The organism is Agarivorans sp. JK6, assembly GCF_045277145.1.
GTDB classification, from domain to species: Bacteria; Pseudomonadota; Gammaproteobacteria; order Enterobacterales; family Celerinatantimonadaceae; genus Agarivorans; species Agarivorans albus.
The window spans coordinates 2050301-2074013 of sequence record NZ_CP113525.1 but is presented as its reverse complement, the minus strand read 5'-3'; the positions used below and the strand labels follow the sequence as shown (position 1 = coordinate 2074013).

The 23713-nt window shown below is 43.5% G+C and carries 15 protein-coding genes; 5 read left to right on the top strand and 10 right to left on the bottom strand.

Annotated features, from left to right (window positions below):
• Positions 1 to 169: 169 nt before the first annotated feature.
• The 3 genes from dacB to OV592_RS09700 all read right to left on the bottom strand — a co-directional run bounded on the left by dacB (position 170) and on the right by OV592_RS09700 (position 3847).
• Entirely contained in the window at positions 170 to 1459 is a 1290-nt protein-coding gene (gene dacB / locus OV592_RS09710) for a D-alanyl-D-alanine carboxypeptidase/D-alanyl-D-alanine-endopeptidase (protein ID WP_406611238.1), read from the bottom strand.
• Between the two features lie 172 nt (positions 1460 to 1631).
• Positions 1632 to 3347: a DEAD/DEAH box helicase gene (locus tag OV592_RS09705; RefSeq protein ID WP_040307184.1), complete on the bottom strand. Its 1716-nt coding sequence runs from the start codon at positions 3345 to 3347 to the stop codon at positions 1632 to 1634.
• 161 nt (positions 3348 to 3508) lie between these two features.
• Positions 3509 to 3847, bottom strand: coding sequence for a Grx4 family monothiol glutaredoxin (locus OV592_RS09700; RefSeq protein WP_040307201.1), 339 nt, complete (start codon positions 3845 to 3847; stop codon positions 3509 to 3511).
• 212 nt (positions 3848 to 4059) lie between these two features.
• On the opposite strand from OV592_RS09700, the gene sodB reads away from it, so the two are divergent.
• Entirely contained in the window at positions 4060 to 4641 is a 582-nt protein-coding gene (sodB, locus tag OV592_RS09695; protein WP_016401880.1) for a superoxide dismutase [Fe], read from the top strand.
• 325 nt (positions 4642 to 4966) lie between these two features.
• On the opposite strand, the gene OV592_RS09690 is transcribed toward sodB, so the two are convergent.
• The 6 genes from OV592_RS09690 to OV592_RS09665 all read right to left on the bottom strand — a co-directional run bounded on the left by OV592_RS09690 (position 4967) and on the right by OV592_RS09665 (position 17488).
• Positions 4967 to 5260, bottom strand: a complete 294-nt coding sequence (locus tag OV592_RS09690) for a SelT/SelW/SelH family protein (protein ID WP_406611237.1) — start codon at positions 5258 to 5260, stop codon at positions 4967 to 4969.
• 5 nt (positions 5261 to 5265) lie between these two features.
• The gene (gene hrpA, locus OV592_RS09685) at positions 5266 to 9126 is read right to left on the bottom strand and encodes an ATP-dependent RNA helicase HrpA (RefSeq protein WP_406611236.1); all 3861 of its coding nucleotides are present in this window, start codon (positions 9124 to 9126) and stop codon (positions 5266 to 5268) included.
• 64 nt (positions 9127 to 9190) lie between these two features.
• Positions 9191 to 9610: a CBS domain-containing protein gene (locus OV592_RS09680; RefSeq protein ID WP_152780876.1), complete on the bottom strand. Its 420-nt coding sequence runs from the start codon at positions 9608 to 9610 to the stop codon at positions 9191 to 9193.
• A 681-nt stretch (positions 9611 to 10291) separates the two neighbouring features.
• On the bottom strand, positions 10292 to 11326 hold the full coding sequence (gene pyrC, locus OV592_RS09675) for a dihydroorotase (protein ID WP_406611235.1): 1035 nt from the start codon (positions 11324 to 11326) through the stop codon (positions 10292 to 10294).
• 78 nt (positions 11327 to 11404) lie between these two features.
• The gene (locus OV592_RS09670; RefSeq protein WP_406611234.1) at positions 11405 to 16483 is read right to left on the bottom strand and encodes a PAS domain S-box protein; all 5079 of its coding nucleotides are present in this window, start codon (positions 16481 to 16483) and stop codon (positions 11405 to 11407) included.
• Between the two features lie 234 nt (positions 16484 to 16717).
• Complete coding sequence (locus OV592_RS09665) at positions 16718 to 17488, bottom strand: dienelactone hydrolase family protein (RefSeq protein WP_406611233.1); 771 nt, start codon at positions 17486 to 17488, stop codon at positions 16718 to 16720.
• Positions 17489 to 17743: 255 nt separating this feature from the next.
• Here OV592_RS09665 and sbcB point away from each other — a divergent pair, with 255 nt between their 5' ends.
• Complete coding sequence (gene sbcB / locus OV592_RS09660; protein ID WP_406611232.1) at positions 17744 to 19156, top strand: exodeoxyribonuclease I; 1413 nt, start codon at positions 17744 to 17746, stop codon at positions 19154 to 19156.
• A 76-nt stretch (positions 19157 to 19232) separates the two neighbouring features.
• The gene (locus tag OV592_RS09655; protein WP_016401889.1) at positions 19233 to 19775 is read left to right on the top strand and encodes a hypothetical protein; all 543 of its coding nucleotides are present in this window, start codon (positions 19233 to 19235) and stop codon (positions 19773 to 19775) included.
• A gap of 14 nt (positions 19776 to 19789) precedes the next feature.
• Here the strand turns inward: OV592_RS09655 and OV592_RS09650 are convergent, their stop codons facing one another.
• Positions 19790 to 21520, bottom strand: coding sequence for a glycoside hydrolase family 36 protein (locus tag OV592_RS09650; RefSeq protein WP_406611231.1), 1731 nt, complete (start codon positions 21518 to 21520; stop codon positions 19790 to 19792).
• Between the two features lie 159 nt (positions 21521 to 21679).
• On the opposite strand from OV592_RS09650, the gene cdd reads away from it, so the two are divergent.
• The gene (cdd, locus tag OV592_RS09645) at positions 21680 to 22525 is read left to right on the top strand and encodes a cytidine deaminase (RefSeq protein WP_406611230.1); all 846 of its coding nucleotides are present in this window, start codon (positions 21680 to 21682) and stop codon (positions 22523 to 22525) included.
• 10 nt (positions 22526 to 22535) lie between these two features.
• Entirely contained in the window at positions 22536 to 23711 is a 1176-nt protein-coding gene (gene purT, locus OV592_RS09640; protein ID WP_406611229.1) for a formate-dependent phosphoribosylglycinamide formyltransferase, read from the top strand.
• The last annotated feature ends 2 nt before the right edge of the window (positions 23712 to 23713 follow it).

The window sequence follows — 23713 nt, the reverse complement described above, 5'->3', positions numbered from 1 at the left end:
TTGCGTCCATGATTTTAGGGCGCCAATATAAGCATAAACAAAAGGAAAATCACAGCCTAAATGAATCTTTATGCTGAAATTATGCGGTCTGTCGGCACAAGCAATCTACAAATAGCTCAACAACAAGTTAATCCACCTGAATAGTCATTCTGAACTATTGCATTAAACATCAATTAAACGCTTGCCACTGTTGCTCTAACCATTCCTTTTCATAGCGTAGTATGGGATGTAAGGTTTGTCTTTTCTTTACTGCTGTTGCTTCTTGTTCGTTTAAAGAAACCCCATTGGCCATCAATACAAATGGCCTTAACTGATCACCTTTTTCGATAAAGCCAACTAAGTTGACTACCCCATTTACATAACCACTTTTAGCCAGCACCTGCGCCTTTAAAGGCGCACGAGTCAAACTACGACGATACTTTAGGGTGCCGGTTTGTCCAGCAATAGGTAGGCGTCTAATTAAAGCTTGTAACTGTGGATCTGATTGCCAAAGCTGCATAATCTGATAAAGCAGGTTTGCACTAATCAGATTCTCTCTAGATAAACCTGAACCATCGCGAATTTGTGCACGGCTTAAATCAAGCCCCAAAGCGCTTAATTGCTCAACTACAACTTTACTGGCTTGCTGATAGGTACCAGCTCGCTGCTGCTCTCTGGCTAAAGTTTTAAATACGCTATCTGCTGTTAGGTTGTCAGATTCAACCAGCATATACTCTAATAACTCAAGTAACGGCGCAGAGAGGTGATTAACGCTCTCAGAATAAGGACTAAGTTGCTGCTGGTACGAAATGTTGCCTTTAAAGCTTAAGCCTGCTCTCGCCAAGCTTCGCTTTAACTTCGTTGAAAAATAGCGCTGTTCATCGTTAATCGAAAAACGTAATGGCATCATGCTGCTATCCGCCTTAATACAGCCTTGCAGCGAATACTGGTTATGATCACCCACACGCAGATTTTGCTCACAATCGGGATGATTTTGGCTCACAGTAATAATTTGATTGTCGATGTTGAGTAAACTTGAATCACTAATATGTAGGCGGCTTAACTGCCCTACCTTGCCCGGCTTTAAATTACCGTTAATACAGTTGTTATCAATATTTAGAGAGCTAGCTGGCGCAGCAAAACAAATACCGATGTCATTCCATACCTGCCCTTGGCTTCGGTTATGGCCTGTAAACTCGCTGTCATCAACTTGAATAGACGCTACTTTAGAACCAAAACGTGTTTTAGCTTTATTCAGCAGTGTAACTAAATCTTCGCTGGTAAAACTCGGATCGCCGCGCATGTGTAAGCGAAGATGCATGCCTTTATCACTAGGCTTAATGCTCAACTTAGTGGTATAGCGGTAATCTTTACCTAGTTGCTTAAGGGCAACGGTTGCGGTTACTACTTTAAGTGTGCTGGCAGGAGTTAACAGTAAATCTGCATGTTGTGAGCTATCAGGGCTAACAAAACTGATCAAGGCACCAGGTGGCTCAACGATCGCATGGACAAAAAAGGGTGTAAGAAAAATAGAAAGGAAAGCTGAAAATCTAACAATAGCCCGCATAGTTGCCAAACTCTAATAAACAATATGCCGAGTATATAAAAAAAGGTGAACCTAAGTTCACCTTTTCTTTTGCTAAGTTAATCGCTTATTGAGCAATTAACTCTAAGCGCATCGCACGTTGGCGAACAAAGCTGCGTTTTAAGTGATTAAATGTCTTTTCAGGCATTCCACTTGGTAGCTCAACCGTTGAGTAGCTATCAAACAACTTAACACTACCAATGTAATCACTGCTAATGTTTGCTTCGTTAGCAATAGCACCAACAATATGCTTGGTTTGCACACCGTGTTCTTTACCTGCATCAACACGGTAAGTATTCATTTCCACGTCTGCAGTACGGCGTTTACGTTTAGCACCGCCTTCACCACGTTCGTTGCGCTCGCCACGTTGACCGCGATGGTTACGTTCGCCACGCTCACCGCGTTGGCCTCGGTGACCACGCTCTTTATCTTTGCTAAAGCGCGCAGAGCGAGGCTCTGGATCAGCAGGCAATTTGAACGGACGCGCTGTTTGCGCTTGGAACAACAACGCAGTAGCGAGTTCAAGTTCGCTCATGCCTAGGTTGGTCGCAAGTTCAGATGCAATGCTTTGGTAATCTTCAAGCTTGGCATTTTCTACCGCTGCAGCTAGCTTGTCTTGGAAGCTAGAAACACGCTTCTTCTCGATTTCTTCACGAGTAGGTAGCTGCATTTGCTCAATTTTATGACGAGTTACACGTTCAATATTGCGTAACAAACGTTGCTCGCGGTAACCAACAAACATGACTGCTTTGCCACTACGTCCAGCACGACCAGTACGGCCAATACGGTGAACATAGGCTTCTGCATCGTAAGGAATGTCAAAGTTAACCACTAAACCAATACGTTCCACATCTAAGCCACGTGCAGCTACATCAGTGGCAACAACAATGTCTAACTTGCCAGATTTTAAGCGTGTAATGGTACGCTCACGCATGCTTTGGTTCATATCACCGTTTAATGCGGCAACACTAAAGCCTTTTGCTTCTAGGCGTTCTGCAATATCGGTGGTAGACGTTTTAGTTCGAGCAAAAATAATTGAAGCGCTATCACAGTTAACTTCTAGAATGCGGGCCAACGCTTCTATCTTGTTTAAACCGGCAACATGCCAGTAGAACTGATCAATATTTGATACTGTTTGAGTCTTAGCCGCAATTTTTACTTCTTTTGGCTCAGACATGTAATTTTTGGTGATGTTTTTGATTGCCGGCGGCATAGTTGCCGAGAACAACGCTGTTTGGCGCTGCTTAGGCATATCACGCATAATGCGTTCTACATCGTCAATAAAGCCCATACGAAGCATTTCGTCAGCTTCGTCTAATACTAAGGCTTTAAGTTGGTCTAGTTTCAACTTACCGCGATCTAGGTGGTCGATAGTACGACCAGGCGTACCTACAACAATTTGCGGGCCACGACGTAGCTCTTTAATTTGCTGGCCGTAATCTGCACCGCCATAAATAGCCAATACACGTAAGCCAGGAATATTGCGGCTAAAATCTTTAATTGCATCAGCAACTTGGTTAGCTAGCTCGCGCGTTGGTGCAAGAACCAACATTTGCGGAGCATTAAGCTTTGGATCAAGTTTGGCAATTAAAGGAAGAGAAAACGCGGCCGTTTTACCGGTACCAGTTTGTGCCAAGCCAAGTACATCATGTCCTTCCAGCAGTAACGGAATGGTCTTTTCCTGAATCGGAGACGGCGTCTCAAATCCAATCTCGGAAATAGCGTTTAAAATCGTTTCAGGTAGAGCGAATTGCTCAAAACTTGAACTGCTGGATTCTGTCATATTTGGCCCACAATTATTTAAAGGATGCGCACTATACGCTTTTGATCACAAAAAGTCTCATTGATTTTAGCTTTTTATAGAAAAACATTGACCATCTTGATATGGACCAATAAAAAACCGCTCTAGTGAGCGGTTTGTTTTCTTTAGTATAGAAGAAATTTCTATTCTGCTTCAGGTGCTGGGTGCTTAGCTGCAGTTTCTTTAATTAAAGGTTGTAGTTCACCGCTGCGGAACATTTCCATTACGATGTCACAGCCACCGATTAACTCTCCTTCAACCCATAGTTGTGGGAAGGTTGGCCAATCTGCGTAGTTTGGTAGCTCAGCGCGAATGTCTGGATTTTGTAGAATATCTACATAAGCAAAGCGCTCACCACACTGCATTACAGCTTCTACTGTTTGGGCAGAGAAACCACAGCTTGGGAATTTAGGCGAACCTTTCATGTAAAGTAGAATTGGGTTTTCAGCGATTTGCTGTTTGATTTTTTCAATCGTTTCCATTTTAAACTTCTCTAATTTTTGCACTAAGTCTATTCTAGGTGTTGGGCGTATCCTAGCAACAATAGTTGCCAATTTCACCACTTTGCTCTAGATCAATTTTTTTTAGTATTTTTGCTTTGCGTGATAAAGCACTAGTGCTAAACTCTTTTGTAAAGTTTTTACTATATAAAAGATTGCGCTAATAAAGCCAATTATTACAAGGAGAGAAACACATGGCATTTACATTACCTGAATTACCATACGCACAAGACGCACTTGAGCCACACATCTCAGCTGAGACTTTGTCTTTCCACTACAGTAAGCACCACAATACCTACGTAGTAAAACTAAACGGTTTAATTGAAGGCACAGACCTAGCAGAGAAAAGTTTAGAAGAGATTGTTAAGTCTTCTACTGGTGGCGTATTTAACAACGCAGCCCAAGTTTGGAACCACACCTTCTACTGGAACTGTTTAGCGCCAAATGCTGGTGGCCAACCAACTGGTGCTCTAGCAGCCGCTATCGATGCAAGCTTTGGTTCTTTTGAAGAGTTCAAAGCTAAATTCACCGACAGCGCGATTAACAACTTTGGTTCTAGCTGGACTTGGTTAGTTAAAAACGCTGACGGCAGCCTAGCCATTGTTAACACTAGTAACGCCGCTACCCCACTTACAGATGAAGGTGTAACTCCGCTTCTTACCTGTGACTTATGGGAACACGCTTACTACATTGATTACCGCAATGTTCGCCCTGATTACCTAAATGCTTTCTGGGCATTAGTAAACTGGGAATTTGCTTCAGCAAACTTTGCGTAAAAGCTAGCGATGTAAAAAGGGCGCATAATGCGCCCTTTTTTAATGCTTAATGTTTAGGGCCTGTTGATCTTTGCTGATGGTTTTTACAGCAATTTATTAGCCATTTAGGCAAGGCAGTGAGTGTGAAGTTAAGTGGGCTTAATAATCACTCGCTAACGCTGAATAAATGGCTAAGAAATGCTGCCCGAAGGGTTCAGATAAGCGAACTTTACTCTTCGTTGAACACTTTTCACTTAGCCCACTAGGTTTCAAAGTGCTCGCCGCGATTAAAGCCTGCTTATCTTGAATAAAATTTCAACACCAAAGATCAACAGGCCCTAGCAACTTACTTGCTATCGCTATGCCCCAAGTCCATATCAGGTGCGATAATGTTGCGCACACGCTGTTTTAGTATTTTAGCTTCCGGGAAACCGTTATCGGCCTTTCGACACCAAATTAATTCACCATCCAGATAAATCTGAAAACGCCCACTTGAAGCAGGTTTAAGTGCGACTTCCGATAACTCTTGCGAGAAGGTTGTTAATAGCTCTTGGCTAAGCCAGGAAGCCCTTAGTAACCACCCACATAAACTGCAGTAATATATTTCAACTTTGGGTAACACTGGGTCTTGCTGTTCCACTACCGTTACTTCCTTTTTTGCAATTCACTAATATGATTAAGTACCCGCTTTAATGATACTGGATATTTAGTACCTAATTGCTGGGCAAACAAAGACACCCTTAGCTCTTCAATCATCCAGCGAAGTTCCTGCCCTTCTTGGCTATAAACTGGCAACGCCAACTCTTGGTAACGCTCTGTAGCGGTTTCGATTTGTTGTAGAGCTAACCTATCTTTATGAGAATCGATGGCTAGTTTTTCTAAGCGTCGCTCAATGGCTTTTAGGTAACGTTGCAAATCACTTAAACGCTGCAGGCCCACCTCACGAACAAAACCTTTATGCACCAACGCATTTAGCTGCGCTTTAATATCGGCATGAGCCAATACTCTGTCGAAACCTACTTTACCTTTTAGCTGTTTGTTTATTTGGTAATGCAAACTCAATATTTGCTCCACTAACACTACCGCTTCTAAGGTTTCTGTAGCCAGCTCTGCGCGAACTTTGTCACACAAGGCTTGAAATGCTTCAGCAGTGTTAACACTTTCAAGCTGAGAGTACTTGTCGATCACCGCTAAACAACAGTCATCGAGCAATACATCTACTCGGCCAAAGGGGTTAAAGTACAAGCCCAATTTGGCTTTATTTGGTAAATGTTGCTGCAAGTAACTTAAAGGTGAAGGAATATTTAGCTGCAACAATTTGCTTAAGCCCCGAGTTTGGCTCCAACCCGCTTCTTCATGCTTATCAAACAGCTTAAGTGCGACTGTTTTACCTTCATCCACCAATGCTGGATAAGCGGTAATTTGATACCCCTGGCGCTGCTCTTCAATAAGCTCAGGCAACTCACCAAAACTCCACTCGGTAACTTTCGCCTGCTCAGCAAATGAGCTTGGGGCAATTTCTGCAATGCTCTGCTCTACCTGATCTTGTAATTTTTCTTGCAAACTTTGATAAGAGCGGCCTTGCGCAACCACTTTGCCTTGGTCATTAATCACTTTGAAATTAACTTTAAGGTGATCGGCCACCGAATCTAGATTCCAAGCATCTTCAGGTATCTTTACTCCGGTCATTCTTAGCAGTTGTTTAGTCAGAACCTCTAACAAATTGCCCTCTGCATGCGGCACTGCTTGAACAAAGGCCTGCACATAGTTGGGAACCGGCACAAAATTGCGGCGAAAAGGTTTAGGCAAGGATTTAATCAAGGCACTAATGAGTTCTTCGCGAAACGCTAGAATTTGCCATTCAAAACGAGTGAAATCTAATTGATTCAACAAAGCTAAAGGAATATGAGCACTTACGCCGTCGTCGCTTTGGCCCGGTTCAAACACATAACTTAAGGCTACAGAAACCTGTTCAAACTGCCACTGATCAGGATACTGCTTTTCGGTGATATGGCTTGCGTCATGCTGATAAAGCATTTGCTTAGTAAAGCTAAGTAAATCGGCCTGCTTGTTACTGGCCTCTTTCCACCAGCGATTAAAATGACTAGCCGAAACAATATCAGCGGGCAAACGCTCAGCATAAAAGTCATAGAGTACTTGGTCATCAACTCGCACATCTCGGCGACGTTGCTTTTGCTCTAAGGCTTCAGCATCATCAAGCAATAGCTGGTTTTGTTTGAAAAAAGCATGTTTTGCTGGCCACTGCCCCTCTACTAAGGCAGAGCGAATAAATACCTCGCGGGCAACCACGGGATCAATTTTCCCATAGTTAACCAAGCGTTTGTTTACTAGCGCTACGCCGTATAAACGAACACTTTCGTAAGCCATTACAGCTTGCTGCTTAGTAGACCAATGAGGTTCGCTGTAAGACTTTTTAATTAAATGCCCTGCTTGATTTTCTAACCAAGCAGGCTGAATTTTAGCTACGCCTCTAGCAAATAGACGGGATGTTTCAACGAGTTCGGCCGCAACCACCCATTTAGGTGGCTTTTTAGCCTGACTTGAGCCTGGGAACACCACAAAGCGTGCATTCCGCGCGCCTAAAAACTCTCGCTCTTTGTCTTTAAAACCCAAGTGGCTCAGCAAGCCAGCGGTTATTGCTTGGTGAATAGCATCGTAGTTAGCTTCATTTTGATTAACTGTGTAATCCAACTCTTTAACTACCGTAGATAACTGAAAAACTAAATCCTGCCATTCGCGAATGCGCATATAAGCCAAAAACTCTTGCTTACATTGTTTTCTAAACTGATTGCCTGATAAGGCTTTTTGTTGCTCTTGCAAATAACGCCAAAGCAACAAATAGCTGGAGAAGTCTGAGTCTTTATCGACAAAGCGAGCATGCTTTTGGTCAGCCGCTTGCTTACGATCATTGGGCCGCTCACGCGGATCTTGAATAGATAGCGCGGCACATATCACCATCATTTCTTGCACACAATCAAACTGCTTAGCGGCGACCATCATCCTGGCTAAACGCGGGTCGATAGGAAACTTAATCACCTCGCGACCTAAATTGCTTAGGCTTGGTTTGCCATGTTGCTGCTTTAGTGCACCAATTTCTTCTAGCAGGTTTAAGCCGTCTTTAATATTGCGCTGATCGGGCATATCAATAAACGGGAAGTCTTCTAACTTACCTAGCCTTAATCCCAACATCTGCAAAATAACTGAGGCCAAGTTAGTACGCAAAATTTCAGGATCGGTAAACTCTGCGCGCCCTGCAAAGTCTTCTTCACTATACAAGCGAATACAAATACCTTCGGCAACACGCCCACAACGGCCTTTACGTTGATTAGCACTGGCTTGAGAAATCGCCTCAATCGGTAAACGCTGTACCTTAGAGCGATAGCTGTAACGGCTAATCCGTGCTGTACCTGGGTCGATAACATAGCGAATACCAGGTACGGTTAAGCTGGTTTCGGCAACGTTAGTAGCTAGAACAATACGCCGGCCGCGATGAGATGAAAAAATCTTATTTTGCTCGGAATTAGATAAACGCGAGTATAGTGGCAACACCTCGGTATCGCGCAGTTGGCGCTTTTGCAGATAGTCGGTAGCGTCACGAATCTCTCGCTCACCGTTCATAAAAATAAGAATGTCGCCAGGCTTTTCTCGATACAGCTCATCTACAGCATCGGCTAAGCCTTCCAGTATATCTTTGGTTTGCTCGCCTTCGTTTAGCGGCCTGTAACGTGTTTCTACCGGATAAGTACGTCCAGAAACTTCGATAACAGGTGCATCATTAAAGTGTTTAGAAAAACGTTGAGGATCAATGGTAGCGGAAGTAATGATGACCTTTAAATCGGGTCGCTTTGGCAATAGCTGCTTAAGTACACCTAAAATAAAATCAATGTTTAAGCTGCGCTCGTGGGCCTCATCAATAATCAATACTTCATACTGCGATAAAAACCGATCTTGCTGCATCTCTGCCAACAGCATGCCATCGGTCATCAGTTTGATTAGGCTGTCATTCTTAATTTGATCGTTAAAGCGGATTTTGTAACCCACTAATTCACCAACCGGAGTGTTGAGTTCTTCAGCAATTCTCGCTGCCACACTACGCGCAGCCAAGCGTCGAGGCTGGGTATGGCCAATGAAACCGCGGCTTCCTAAACCTAGCTCTAAACAGATTTTAGGTATTTGGGTGGTTTTACCCGAGCCAGTTTCGCCCGCAATGATAACCACTTGATTATCGCGAACAGCTTCGTAAATAGTTTGCTTTTGTTCCGCAACCGGTAGGTGTTGAGGATATTCGATGCTTGGGATTGAGGCTCGTCGGCGGCCGCTAAGCTCACTTGAGCGCTCAAGCGCTTGAGTGAACTTGAGTAACTGTGAGCTGTTGTTTTTTACATCATCTGCATTTAGCTTGCTAAGCTGGCGCTGAAGCCTAAAGCGGTCTTTAGCCAATGCCTGTGATATTTGTTGTTTGTAATTTGAGAGAGCCGACTGCAAGAAAAAAGCCTCGTAGGTTGCGTACGAGGCGCAAATGCTATCAACAATCCTTAAGAAAACAAGTCTAACTCACCTGCTTATAGCAACTATGTAGATGTTTATCGATGCCAGCTAAGACCTCTTCACGAGTAATTAGGCCCAGTAGCTTGCCCTGCTCAATGACCGGATACATTTTAGGTTTTTGCATTAACATGCTTTGGGCAAGTTCTAAAATACTGGTTTCGGGGCCAACGCTTAGCACATCACTGCGCATTAAATCTTCTACTAACGAGACCGTTTCACAATGATATGTAGCTTCAAGCAAACTCTTTAAGCAGTCTTGCTCGGAGATCCAACCAATAACGTGCTTTTGTTCATCAATCACTGGAGCACCTAGCTGTTTATGCTCTAGCAAGCTATGTACAACTTCTGCGATGGGTTGTTTTGCGGTAAAGCAAACCGGGCGCATTAACATGTAATCGCGCACTTTGAGGTTCTCGGGCATAACCTTTACTCCTGCTAGTTGCCTTACTGTTAGCTTAGTTGGCGTAATCGAATTACTCCAGCGAACACATACAAGCTGGCATTTAAGCTATCAATGGCAAATTTCACCCATTTGGGTAATGGTGAGAACAATGGCCGAGGAGTAGTATTTATATCGACTGAGCTGCTAACTCAGTCATCGCGTTTAGTTACCTATTGCTGTGTACATCTTTACACAAATTTATGCAGGCCCTTTGTTATCCAATGCAACGGGTCTTTTTTTTGTCTTTAATTTCATAAGCTTGAGTGAAAGAAGTAGCTAATTCACCCATTTGGGGAATGGTGAGGTGGCTAGTTCAAAGATAGTATTTAACACGACTGAGTTGCTAACTTAGTCACGCGTTTAGTTACCTATTGCTGTGTACAACCTTTACACAAATTTTACGCAGGCCCTTTTACTTATGTAAAAGGGCTTTTTTTTGCTTTGTTAAACAGTGAGAAGTATGCAAGGCATTAAAATATATGGGAAATTTATTAACTTTTAAATTTCACCCATTTGGGTAATAGCCTGATTGGTCCTGCGTGGTTATTATTTATCTCGACTGAGTCGCTAACTTAGTCACGCGTTTAGTTACCTATTGCTGTGTAAACATTACACGATTATGCAAGCCCTTTGCTCGAGAGCAAAGGGCTCTTTTTTTGCCTATTTAACTTGCCAGTTTAAAGTTTCGTTAGCAAAGAATGGCACTAAGTTCTCGCCGCCAACTTTTACCGAACCAGGCACCTGCCAAGCTTCTTTCGTCAAGGTAATGGTATCTGTGTTTCTTGGTAGGCCATAAAAATCTGGGCCATTAAAGCTAGCAAAGGCTTCAAGTTTATCCAATATACCTAGTTGCTCAAAAATTTCGGCATACAATTCAATGGCAGCAGGTGCACTGTAACAACCCGCACATCCACAGGCACTTTCTTTAGCCCCTTGAACATGAGGAGCCGAATCCGTTCCTAAGAATATCTTTTTGGTGCCACTAGCCACTGCTTGCTGTAAAGTTTTTTGGTGAGTTTGACGCTTAAGCACCGGCAGACAATAGTTATGAGGGCGTAAACCACCCGCTAGCAGATGATTACGGTTGTACATCAAATGCTGTGGCGTAATGGTTGCAGCTACATTGTCTGGCGCATTCATTACAAATTCAGCCGCTTCGGCGGTAGTGATGTGTTCAAAGACAATTTTGAGGTTAGGCAGTGAATCCACCAAACCACGCATGTGAGCGTCAATAAATGCTGCTTCTCTATCAAAGATATCGATATCAGCGTGAGTCACCTCGCCATGAACTAACAGTAACAAACCATGTTCTGCCATTGCTTCAAATACTGGGCGAAGAGCGGCAACGTCAGTTACGCCATGGGCAGAGTTAGTTGTGGCATTGGCCGGATACAATTTACATGCTTTAACAATTCCGCTTGCCGCTGCTTCTGCGATTATTTCAGGGGTCGTGGCATCGGTTAAGTAAAGCGTCATCAATGGTTCAAACTGGCTTTGCTCAGGAAGAGCCTGTTTAATGCGCTGATAATAAGCTTGAGCATCAGCAACTTGAGTAACTGGGGGGGTTAGGTTAGGCATGATGATGGCACGAGAAAAGTGCTTAGCGGTAGCATTTGCAGCTACCTCTAACATAGCGCCATCGCGCAAGTGAAGGTGCCAATCATCCGGTCTGGTAATGGTAAGTGTTTGAGTCACAACTATCCCCTAGGTATAAATAATTGGCGCAAAGTCTACCCGAACTTGGCGAGCAAGTCTTGCCACCCCAGATAATTACTAGGCTTTTTTAGTCACTTGTTGCTGCATCTCTTGCACAATTTCTCCAGCGGCTTCGTAATCGTATTCCTCAATAAGCATTTGTAGTTTTTTCGCCTGTGCCGGGAAGGTTTGCAAAATACAGTCGTGGCTATCGAGATAATCGTTACTCTCACCATCAAAGTCATCAAGTAGTTGAGCCAACTGCTGCAAGTAACTCAATAACTCTTCTTCACTTACACTTTGTGAAGCGCCCTCTTCTGCTATTTCAGTTGTTTCAACTTGGGAGACAAACTCTTGTAAGCTTTGTTGAAGTGGTATTAGTTGCTTACCTAACGCCTCAATACTGCTTGGCTGAACTGTATTTTCTTCGGCTTGTTGCTCTACAACCGCAGCTAAATCGGACACCGCTTGCCCACCCAGCGTAGCCGTAACACCTTTTATGGTATGAGCAATTCGCTGCAATTCATCAATACGCTCTTCAGTATAAGCAGTATTTAGATCATCCATAGGGGTGTTTTCTTCATTGGCAAACTTACCAATTAACTTCAAATATAAAGCTTTATTGTCAGCAGCATTCGCCAAGCCTGCTTCGGTATCTAAGCCATCAATCTCTGGTAACATTAGGTCTTGCTCATTGGCTACCTTAGCTGATTGTCCACTTTGATTAACCACGGTTGGAGAGGCGGGCGTAATCCATTTAGCCATCGTGCTAAACAAGCTGTTCACATTAATTGGCTTAGGAATATGGTCATTCATTCCTGCTTCAATTGCTTTCTCCCTATCCCCCGCCAAGGCATTTGCAGTAAGCGCAATAACCGGCAGCTCTTTTAGGCCTAGCTGATAACGAATTACTTTGGTTGCGGTATACCCGTCCATCACCGGCATTTGGCAGTCCATTAGAACTCCATCAACCTTGTTTTCTTTTAGGTATTCAACTGCCTGCGAGCCATCATCACACACTGTGCAATTTAATCCGTTGGATCCGAGTAACTCGGTAATCAGCTCTTGGTTAACATCGTTATCTTCTGCGACCAAAATATTTGCTCCCTGTAACTGAGCAATATCTAAGTTGGCCCCCTGCTGCTGAGCTTCTCTACGTGTTTGTTCTAGCACCTCTATCTTACGTACTTGCACAATGGTATCGAATAAATGAGACGGCGTAACAGGCTTAGTTAACACCGCATCAATGTTAACTGCTTCTGCTTCTTTAGTGAGTTCGTCACGTCCAAATGCGGTCACCATTATTACGTCTAGATCAAAACCCTGATCCTGAATATGCTGGACAGTTTGTACGCCATCCATATCTGGCATTTTCCAATCCATGAATACCATATCAAAGGGCGATGTTTCTGCATGTTCCTGAATCAGGGCTATGGCTTCGCTACCGCTAGAGGCCGATTCAACTTCTAAGCCAAAACTCTCTAGCACTTGTTGATTAATATCTCGAGCATTAGCATTGTCATCCACCACCAAAGCTTTGAGGCTACTCAGTTGTGCTGAATTAGTATCGCGAAGTGTTTGCGCGTTTTCTTGGATCTGCATCGGCAATTCAAAGTAGAAGCAACTGCCTTGCCCTAACTCACTGCTTAAGGCTATTTTCCCACCCATTAATTCAGTCAGTTTTAAACAAATCGCTAAGCCTAAACCGGTACCACCATGTTTACGCGTGGTTGAACTATCAGCTTGTGAAAAAGGCTTAAACAACTTAGCTTGCTGCTCTGGCGTCATTCCAATACCGGTATCTCTAACCGAGAAGTACAACTGAACTTGTTTGTTGTCTTGTTGTTTGGCTTCTATTTTTACTACCACTACGCCTTGTTCAGTAAATTTAACCGCGTTATTACACAAATTAACTAGGATCTGGGTTAAACGTAAAGGGTCACCAATTAATGCTGTTGGGATGCTTGGGTCTATATCAAACAACAACTCCAAACTTTTTTGCTCTGCACGTAATCCTACTAAATTAGCTAGGTTGTCGAGGATATCCTCTAAACGAAAATCGATCTTTTCTATGTCCAGCTTACCCGCTTCAATCTTAGAGAAATCGAGAATGTCGTTGATAATGCCAAGCAAGGCTTCTGCTGAGCGGTGGACTTTATCTATGTAATTACGTTGCTTATTGTCTAACTCTGTTTCTAGAGCCAAATAAGACATACCAATAATGGCATTCATTGGAGTGCGGATCTCATGCGACATATTCGCTAAGAAATCACTTTTAGCTTGGTTAGCGCTATCAGCTAAGGCTCGCGCTTCGTTAAGGGCTGCTTCTAACTTTTTGGTTTCTTCAATATCAACATGGATACCGTTAATCCGCAGCGGCTTACCGTGCTCGTCCAACTCAGACACTCGACCAATGGTTAAAATCCAACGATACTGGCCGTTTTTACAACGCAGACGAATTTCATTTCGCAACACATCATTCTCACCCGCCAAGTGCTGCTCAAGTTTCTCATTGTTAGTAATAACATCGCTAGGATGAATCAACTTCATCCAAGTTGCGGTATCACCTTTTAGACGAGCCCAAAGGCCATCGCCGTCTCGCAACTCACCTTTCGCGTAACCTAACATGCTTTCGTAAATGGCATTAACTTCAATGCGATCTTCTTGTGGGTAGTAATCCCACATGCCTAAACCCGCACCAGATGCTGCAGAATCTAGTCGTTCCTCACTTTCCCGTAACTGCGCTTCAACCTGCTTTATTTCACTGATGTCAAAAATTGCACCATCAGAATAAGCAGGTCGTCCTTCCTCATCCATTGATACAAAGGCTTTTTGCAGCATATGTTTAACTTTTCCAGACGCATCAATAATGCGGAACTCTTGTGAAATAGCCCCACCTTTTTGATTAAGCTCTCTAGAGCGCGCGAGGCTCTCTTCTGCGTCATCAGGATGCACCAGTTCCTTGTAACGACGAACTGGATTTAAACCAACAAAATCGCTAATCGGGTAGCCCGTTTGCTCTTCAATTTGCTCGCTAATGTACAGCCATTCTGGATACTCACCTTCTTTAAGGCGAATACGATAAACCACACACTGCAAGTTGTTGGTAAGGGTCCTAAATTGACGTTCACTATCGGCAATTTTTTGTTGAGCTTTTCGCCGGGCGGTAATGTCTCGCACAACGCCGGTAAAGTGGCGTTGCCCTTTCAAGAATACTTCTTTAACAGCCAGCTCCATGGGGAACTGCTCACCATTTTTACGTAGGCCAAATACCTCTCGCTCATTACCAATGACCGAAGATTCTTTCTTGGGTTTATAGTCAGCCAGTATCCGGTCGTGCTGATCACCGATGTCGCTTGGCATTAACATTTTTACGTTTTTGCCAATGACTTCTGCTTCGCTGTAGCCAAAAATTTGCTCTGCTGCGGGACTAAAACTGCGAACAATGCCTGATTGTTCAATCAAAATAATGCCATCGGCGATAGTATCTACAATGGTGCGGATCCGCTCTTCGTTGTCAGCCAAGGCTAAGCGCGCTTGATAACGTTCGGTCATGTCGATTAAAGAAACTTTAACCACATGAATATGCCCTTCTTCATCGAGGCTAGGCACAATGTTTATACTCACCGTTTTTTTCTGGCCACTGGACGTAAAAATACTGAGCACTTCATCGTTAAAGCTATGGCCAACAAAGGCGGCTGCTAATAGCTCTTTAGATTTCTGACGTTGCTCTTGGTTCTCTGCAAAGTCATGGAAAAACAAGGCCTCAAAGCCATCACGTTCTACCTCAACGAGTTCAGAAAAGCTTAAATTGTGTTGCAGAAAACGCCCCTCTTTATCCACCGAGGCGTAAGCAATTGGGGCAAACTCGTAAAGATCCCAAAGGGTTTTTTCACGCTCTTGCAGTTCATAGGTGCGTTGCTCAACTTGACGCTCTAACTCTTGCTTAGATTCACTAAGTCGCAAGTTGATTTTGCGCACTAAGGCAAATACCAACACAAACAAAATAATGCAGAAAGCTAGCGCTGACCCCAAAACCAACAACACCACATCACGAAACTGCAAATAGCCTTGCATCACTTCTTCATGATCGATCTCAGACACCAAACCAACTTCCAGATCCTTATCCCAGTGCCACGCTCCTACTACCGATACACCTCGATAATCTAGATATCCTTGAAAGTTTGAGCCGCTAGATTTGGCAATTATGGCGTAACCGCTTTCTGTCCAATCGGGTCGTTCACGGGTATAACTAGGGACTTGTAATCGAATATTCAACACCGATGATTGGTCTGGCTCTAGCAAGCCCAAACGAACTAATTCGTCTTCAAACTTACTCGGTGAAATCATGTAACCCGAGCGGCTAACAAGGTAGGTTTCACCCGTCTTACCAATTCGAGCTCCCTTGAGTAATTGAGCAAATTCGCGCTCTGGATCCATACGCAAAGTAAGAATGGCAACAACTAGTCCATCCCCATTTTTAATTGGAGCTGCAATAAACATGGTTGAATGGGCACTTTTAACACTGTTTTGCAGCATGCCATCTAAGACAATTTCTGGGCGAATCGGCGGAATAACCACCGTTTCGCCATCAAATACCCGGTTAAGTAAATGTGGATAGTGGCGTGTAATTACATTGATTTCGCCTAGGTTTTCGTCGCGCATAGAGGCAATATTAATGCGATCGCGTGAGATGATAAAAAAGCCTAGGTCATCAAACACAGTGCGATAGTTATCTACCGATTGACGCAGACTCTCTAAAGCAGGGTTAGCAAGAAGTCCTTCTTTACTATGCTCAGATTCAATAAGCACATAAGAAAAATGCTGGAATGCTGGGTCTAAGGCAATAGCATCAACTTTTGATTGCCAGCCTTGTTTCCATTCATCAAGCCCGGCATCTGCAGTATCAAGCACTGAGCCAATAACTTCTTCTAATTGATTGAACTGATGATGCTTAAGTTGCTTTAATCCAATACTAGTGATTGCTGCAACAACGGCAACCGCAGCGCTACAAATGGCTAATATGACAAGAATGCTTTTCTTAGAACTGAGCAGCAAACTCACGCTCTCGAGATTGGTTTTGCGGAGTCGATTTAACAGCAGCAAAATTAAGCCTAACAAGGCAAATAGTACCCACAATAACTGCTCAACCGACATAATCCATCCTTGATAAGCCTATTAGCACGAGGCTATTTAACTGAATAAATTAACTATAATGCTCAATGCAAACTAAATACAGAACTTCACTGTAAAAGCCAAAATTCGATTAGATTCAACCCAATAACAAATATTCTCTAAACAAAAACGTCTCCACTAATGTGAAGACGTATTTAGATTAATGCTAGTCGTTTTGTTTAAGAAAGCAGATTTGCCTTACTCAAATAGCGAGTGTTAATTAAATGTCTCGCTAAAAAAGCTATCCATTGCTACAAAAGAACGGGCCGCCACTTTAGGGTGGTACTCTGCTTGTCCGGCTCTTTTTGCTGCAGGATTCGTAAATGAATGTACCGCACCGCCATAAGCAATCAGTTGCCAATCAACATTTGCGGCGTTCATTTCTTTTTCAAAATTACTTACTTGCTCGGCTGGAACAAAGGGGTCAACGGCGCCATGCAATACTAAGATGGGTGCTTGGATATTTTTAGCATCCTCAGTATTTGGGGTATCTAAATTGCCATGAAATGACACTACTCCACCAAGCTCTTCACCAGCTCGCGCCAGTTCTAACACTGCACCACCGCCAAAACAAAATCCAATGGCCGCTACCTTTGAGGCATCTGCCGATTTAGGTAGGCTACTTTTCATTGCTTCTAAAGCAGCTTTGGTTCTCTCGCGCAGCAATTGGCGATCACTACGCAAAGCAGTGGCAGCTACCTTTGCTTCCTCGCCATTAGTTGGCCTAACATCGCTTCCGTACACATCAGCCATCATTACCGCATAACCCATCTCGGCAATTTTTTTCGCTTTAGTCAATGAACCTTCGGTTGGGCCCATCCAGTTAGGGACCATTAATACTGCTGGTAATCCTTGCTTGGCATCATCAAAGACCAAGGTGGACTCAAAGCTTTTGTCACCAATCGTATGAGTAACAGTTTGGCTTACCATTGCCGCATGAACATTAAAAGAAAGCGCCAAGCCAGCCAGTAAAGTAAAAGTTTTCATTGTATGTCCTTATATCGTGGTTACCTCAAGCATTACGCTCAGTGTAGTAGAAAAGTTTTCGAACACTGAAAATATGTATCTATAGAGAAGCTCTGCTAATTTATTCGCTGCTTCAAAATTAAACTAGCAACTTACTCTGGTAATAACAACTGGCTGTAAACTAAACGTTTAAGCCTTCAACTACCAAGAAGTTCACGCATTATGTGGTATGGTTATACGGGATAACGAACAAGCTATAAAAGACTAACTATTGCGATGAGCGACAACACTTTTTTATTTCACGACTACGAAACATTTGGCGTACACCCTGGGCGAGACCGCCCTTGTCAGTTTGCTGCAATACGTACCGATTGGGATTTAAACCCAATAGGAAAGCCTATTGAGCTGTTTTGTCAGCCGCCTAATGATTACGTACCTCACCCGCAAGCTTGTTTGGTTACAGGTATTACCCCGCGATTAGCCATGAAAAAAGGCCTGATTGAAAGTGACTTCATAGAACGAATCAATAATGAGTTTAGTCAACCCGGTACCTGTGGTGTTGGCTATAACAGCATACGTTTTGATGATGAAGTTACCCGCTATACCCTGTACCGTAACTTTCTCGACCCTTATGAACGTGAATGGAAGAATGGTAATTCTCGTTGGGATTTAATCGACATGGTTCGCGCGTGTTATGCGCTAAGACCAGAAGGTATTGAATGGCCAACTAATGACGATGGCTTAGTCAGCTTTAGGCTTGAATTGCTCACCGCCGCCAACGGTTTAAGCCATGCTAATGCCCACGACGCGGTATCGGATGTTTATGCCACCATCGCTATGGCTAAGTTGATTAAAGATAAGCAGCCTAAGCTATTTAATTACTTGCTTAATCTTCGAAACAAAAAGTCCGTCGCTCAACAATTTGATCTACTCAACAACAAACCTTTGGTACACATATCGGGAATGTTTGGCGCAGCTCAAGGCTGTGCCTCTTGGGTGTTGCCTATTGCTTGGCATCCAATCAACAAAAACGCCATGATAGTGATCGACTTAAACAAAGACGCCAGCGTTTTACTGTCACTAAGTGCAGAGGAAATCCACCAACGGCTGTATACCGCACGTAGTGAGCTGGCTGCCGATGAACTGCCGATTCCGGTAAAACTTATTCACACCAATAAATGCCCAGTTCTCGCCCCAGCTAGCACCCTAACACCGGAACGAGCGGAAGAATTAGGCTTAAACCGAGCACAATGTCGTCAAAGCTTAGATTTAATAGCAACAAACAAAGCTGAGGTTGAACAGAAGCTGTCGCAAGTATTTGCCATAGAGCGTGAGTTTGACCAAGACAGTAACCCTGATACTGCCTTATACAACGGATTTATTAGCAATGCCGATAAAAACCTCATGCAAGTTTTACGCTCTAGCGATCCTAACTTAATTAGCAAACAGCAGTTTCAATTTGCTGATCCAAGGCTTAACCAATTAATCCTGCGTTACAAGGCACGCAATTACCCCGAGTGTTTAAATGAAAGCGAATTGCAGCAATGGCAAGCGCATCGACAAGCCTCAATTACCGAGCAAGTTGCGCTGGTGTTTCCAGAGTTAGAAATGCTGATGAGTGAGTATCAAAATGATACTAATAAAATAAATATACTAAAAAGCCTATATAACTACATAGAAAACCTTTAAAACGTGAGCAAAAGACTATTTTATTTGGCTGCCTAAGTTATAATCAACACTGTTCAGGGAAGGTAAAGTAATACAAATGAAAATGCGTCAACACATCAAATGGTCGATAGCTACTACAGCAAGTCTTGCTGTTGCTGCGACATTGTGTTTTTCGCCAAAGTGTTACGCCACCTATGAGTTGCAAAACCTCCGCCCTTCTTCGCTGCTGCGACTTAGTGCCGAGCAATTCGCCGTGTTAGGCGAAATCTTCGAAAAAACCTATCAAGATACCGACTTCTCGCCCACCCTAACAAATAGTTACTTTTCCGATTCAGAGCTTTACGACATGGTAGCTGTGCCAGTGGTGCAAACACCATTTAACAGCTTTAGACTAGAGTTGTTTAGCCACATCTACGATCCAAAATATTCGGTGTACAACCAGTTACATGAAGACTCTGTCTACCATAACCTTGGTCAACGTCAAATGTCCTACTTGGTTGATAAAACTGATATTGCAGTTGGCTTAGGGTTTGTGGCACCACTAAACGAACAAATGTCGATGCGAACTATTATTTCTAGCCACGATATCCCTGGCTATGGCGACAGTAATTTTTCAGTGGGCTTAGAATTTAAATACTAAACCCACTACTTCATTTACCCTTTCTTTTCGAATACCACTGCGCTATTTGGTGCTAAGCAAATGGTTAAACCCTTATCAGTTTGTTTACTAACAAAGCGCTTGTCAGCCCATAAAACCTGCCACTGCTGATCTAAACTTAGCTCTATATTCAAACTATTGTGCTCGTCCCAGTTAAACCAATATTGGCGAACTAGCTGCTGGTTTTGATATTGCTTAGCATGCTGCAAGCTAAAGTCAGCAAAACGGGCTGCGTCTGCTTGGTTTTTCTCTAGCACACTTAATACGCTAGCCTGCGCATCGTCTAGCTCTGTTAGGCGATCGCCAGAGAACACTAAACCGCTGCTCGCCAATAAGCTCACTCGGTGCCAGTTGTAAGCGTCGTCATCGGTATGTTGGGTAGAAATATTATTTAAGGTCACACAATCAGGATCGTTATGCCATAAGCGCATATCTTGCCAATTGCGAAAGAAAGTCTCTTTAGCGATTTGCTTAAATCGCCCAATATTTCGCTCAACATCATCGGCAATACGCATCCCGTGCACAAGACCTAATGACGGCCACATTGGGGCATTACAGCCAAGAATATAGGCCTGCCCATCACAGGCTTTATTGATGGTTTCCATACCCATTCGGTAAGCTTCAATCCGAGTTTTATTGGGATCAGCACGATAACCTTTAGCCAATGTTCCCCAATAAATAGCGTCTAATTTAAAGTACTTCACTCCCCAGTGGTGGTACATATGGCTAAACACCTGGTGCAGATACTGGTTTACTTGCACTTGGGTAGTATCTAATACGTACCAAGGCGTACAGCGCCACCCGCCATAAGTTACTTCTTCTGCTGCCAAAGGCTGACCGTCTTGATCTTTCACAAACCACTCAGGATGTTGCTTAAACAACCGAGACTCAGCTTGCGCAATAAAAGGTGCTACCCAAATGGCGGGCTCTTTCCCTTGCTCTCTAATTCGTTTGCATAAGCCTTCTACGCCACCACTAAAACGATCAGACGGATACAGCCAATCCCCCATAAACTCTTGGTAGCCATCATCAATCAACAAGTAATCTAAGTGATCATGTGGGCTAATAAGCTGTTGAAGATTTTCCTCAATATCCTCTGCGGATACATCAGCATAATAGTGATACCACGAGCACCAACCGTTCGGCTTACTCGGCCAGCTAAGCCGAGGATGATGCTGCTGTATTGCATCGGCAAATTGTTCTAATACGGCTTCGCGGCTCTCTCCGCTAGCCACAAATAAGCTTTCACTATTGATGTAATGGTGGGCAGGGATAGCAAGGGTATCGCTATCAATACCAATGACTAAACGGCCACTAGGGTATACCTTAAAATAACCACTAAAGCGGTGGCATGAACTAAACCCCAGTAAGGTGTAATATCCGTCACTTTCAATAAGTAGCTGATTATATGCAGTAAAGTGATCAGCATCTTCACTAAGCCGATACTCTCCTGCATCGGGGCAGCGACCAATCGCAGTGATGTTATTCGCAGTACCGTAGTTCTGCGCTAACATTTGAAAACCCTCACCATGAAACTTGGCATTGTCAGGTAATTGGCCGTCGAACAAATCAATTTGCCCTAAGCTCATGCTATGAGCAGACAAATTATCTACTCTTATCACACATTCCGCCCCACTCCATTGTGGCGTGTATAAAACTTGCTCATGTGGCGAGCTTAACTGCCACTGACGAACCAACCGAAGAACAGAATCAAGCTTTGAAAACACTTATCAACACCTTTAGTTACAATAAATTACGCGCTACACAGAAACAGCTAAAACAAAGATATATTTTAACTAAACACGAATTAGGCGGATTATAATCGAAGTCTTAGCAAAGTAATCAACATTTGTTGCTAGGTTCGACAAATTAAAGGGAACGATGAAATGTCAGAAAATACCCACGCAGACCTATCGCTAACTAACGCCCTCCAAACCGTATTGGCCAGCAAGCAACTGCCAAATATGCTCAATAGCCAACAAACCAAGACACTATGCAACATCCTAAGCTGTAACGTTATTGAGCTTGCAGAACGCATGCTACCTTTAGCAGCCAGTTTTTCATTTGCTCCCAAGTCTAATTTCCATGTAGGGGCTATTGCGGTTGATAAGCAACAACAGCTATTTTTGGGTGCTAACTATGAGTTGGAATATGGGCCACTAACCGGCAGTTTGCATGCGGAACAAAGTGCTATATTTAACGCACTTAGCCACCAAGCAGACGAACTCACCGATTTAGTGATTAATGCAGCACCATGTGGCTATTGTCGTCAATTTATCAATGAGTTAGCTAACGCTGCGCAGTTAAAGGTGCGCTTTAATAAACAAAGCTATGACTTCCCTCAATTGCTTCCTCAATCTTTTGGACCAAACGACCTAGGCGTGCAAGCTCCACTGGCTAAACTTAAGCTTGATAAGGCCAGCCAAGCTCCCGATTTTGCTAAAGCCAGCTATGCCCCTTATACCCAAGTACAAAGCGCCATGTTTGCTTATCAAGGCGACAAAGTAATCGCTTGGAGCTGTTATCTAGAAAACGTAGCGTTTAATCCTTCTCTCTCGCCGCTTCTCACTTTATTATCTCAATTAACCCTTAATCACCTGAGCTTAAACAATGTTGAACGCTTCGAATTATGGGAACATAAAGACAATCGATTCAGCTTTAAGCAAGAATTACAAAATTTCGCGGAACATTCTCAAAAACCAATGGTCCATCATTACTATCCTTCAACTTAGGAGTATTTAAATGTTAGGAACTGCGCTAAGCGTTTCTGGAACTAAAGTGTTATTGCTCGGAGCAGGCGAACTTGGCAAAGAGGTTGCCATTGAATTACAACGTTATGGCGTTGAAATTATTGCGGTAGACCGTTACCCCAACGCTCCAGCGATGCACGTTGCGCATCGCAGTTATGTTATAGATATGCTAGATGGAGAGGCGCTAAAAGCCCTAATTCTTAAAGAACAACCACAGCATATTGTTCCCGAGATAGAAGCCATTGCCACCGACGCTTTGGTTGAATTAGAGCAACAAGGGTATGCGGTCACGCCAACTGCGCGTGCTACCCAACTCACCATGAATCGCGAAGGCATTCGTCGCTTAGCTGCCGAAACACTAGGTTTGCCTACTTCTGCTTATCAATTTGCCGATAGCTTAGAAGAGTGCCAACAAGCCGTAGCAAACGTAGGTTTACCATGTGTACTCAAACCAGTGATGAGTTCTTCTGGTAAAGGACAATCAACCTTACGTAATAGCAACCAAGTTACCGCTGCGTGGGATTACTCGCAAGAAGGTGGCCGTGCTGGTGCGGGTCGCATTATTGTAGAAGGCTTTGTGGATTTTGATTACGAGATCACCTTGCTTACAGTAAGTGCCGTAGACGGTATTCATTTTTGTGCGCCAATTGGTCACCGCCAACAAGATGGCGATTACCGCGAATCATGGCAGCCACAAGCGATGTCAGAGCTTGCATTAGCGAAATCACAAGAGGTAGCTCGTAAGATTGTTAGCGAACTGGGTGGTTATGGTTTGTTCGGCGTTGAGCTATTTATTAAAGGCGACGAGGTGTTCTTTAGCGAAGTGTCGCCACGCCCGCATGATACCGGCATGGTAACCCTAATTTCACAAGACTTATCTGAGTTCGCCTTACATGCTAAAGCCATTCTTGGTTTGCCTATCAAACAAATCCACCAATTTGGTGCTAGCGCTTCAGCAGTGATCATGGGCGATGGCAAATCTCAAGACATTCGTTTTAGTGGCTTAGCCGAGGCTTTAGATACCACCGATAGCCAACTGCGTTTGTTCTCTAAACCAGACATTAATGGTCAGCGCCGTTTAGGGGTAGCCTTAAACCGTAGCGACAGCATTGAGCAAGCCGTAGATAACGCCAAGCAAGTAGCGACAAATGTTAAGGTGACTTACTAGTA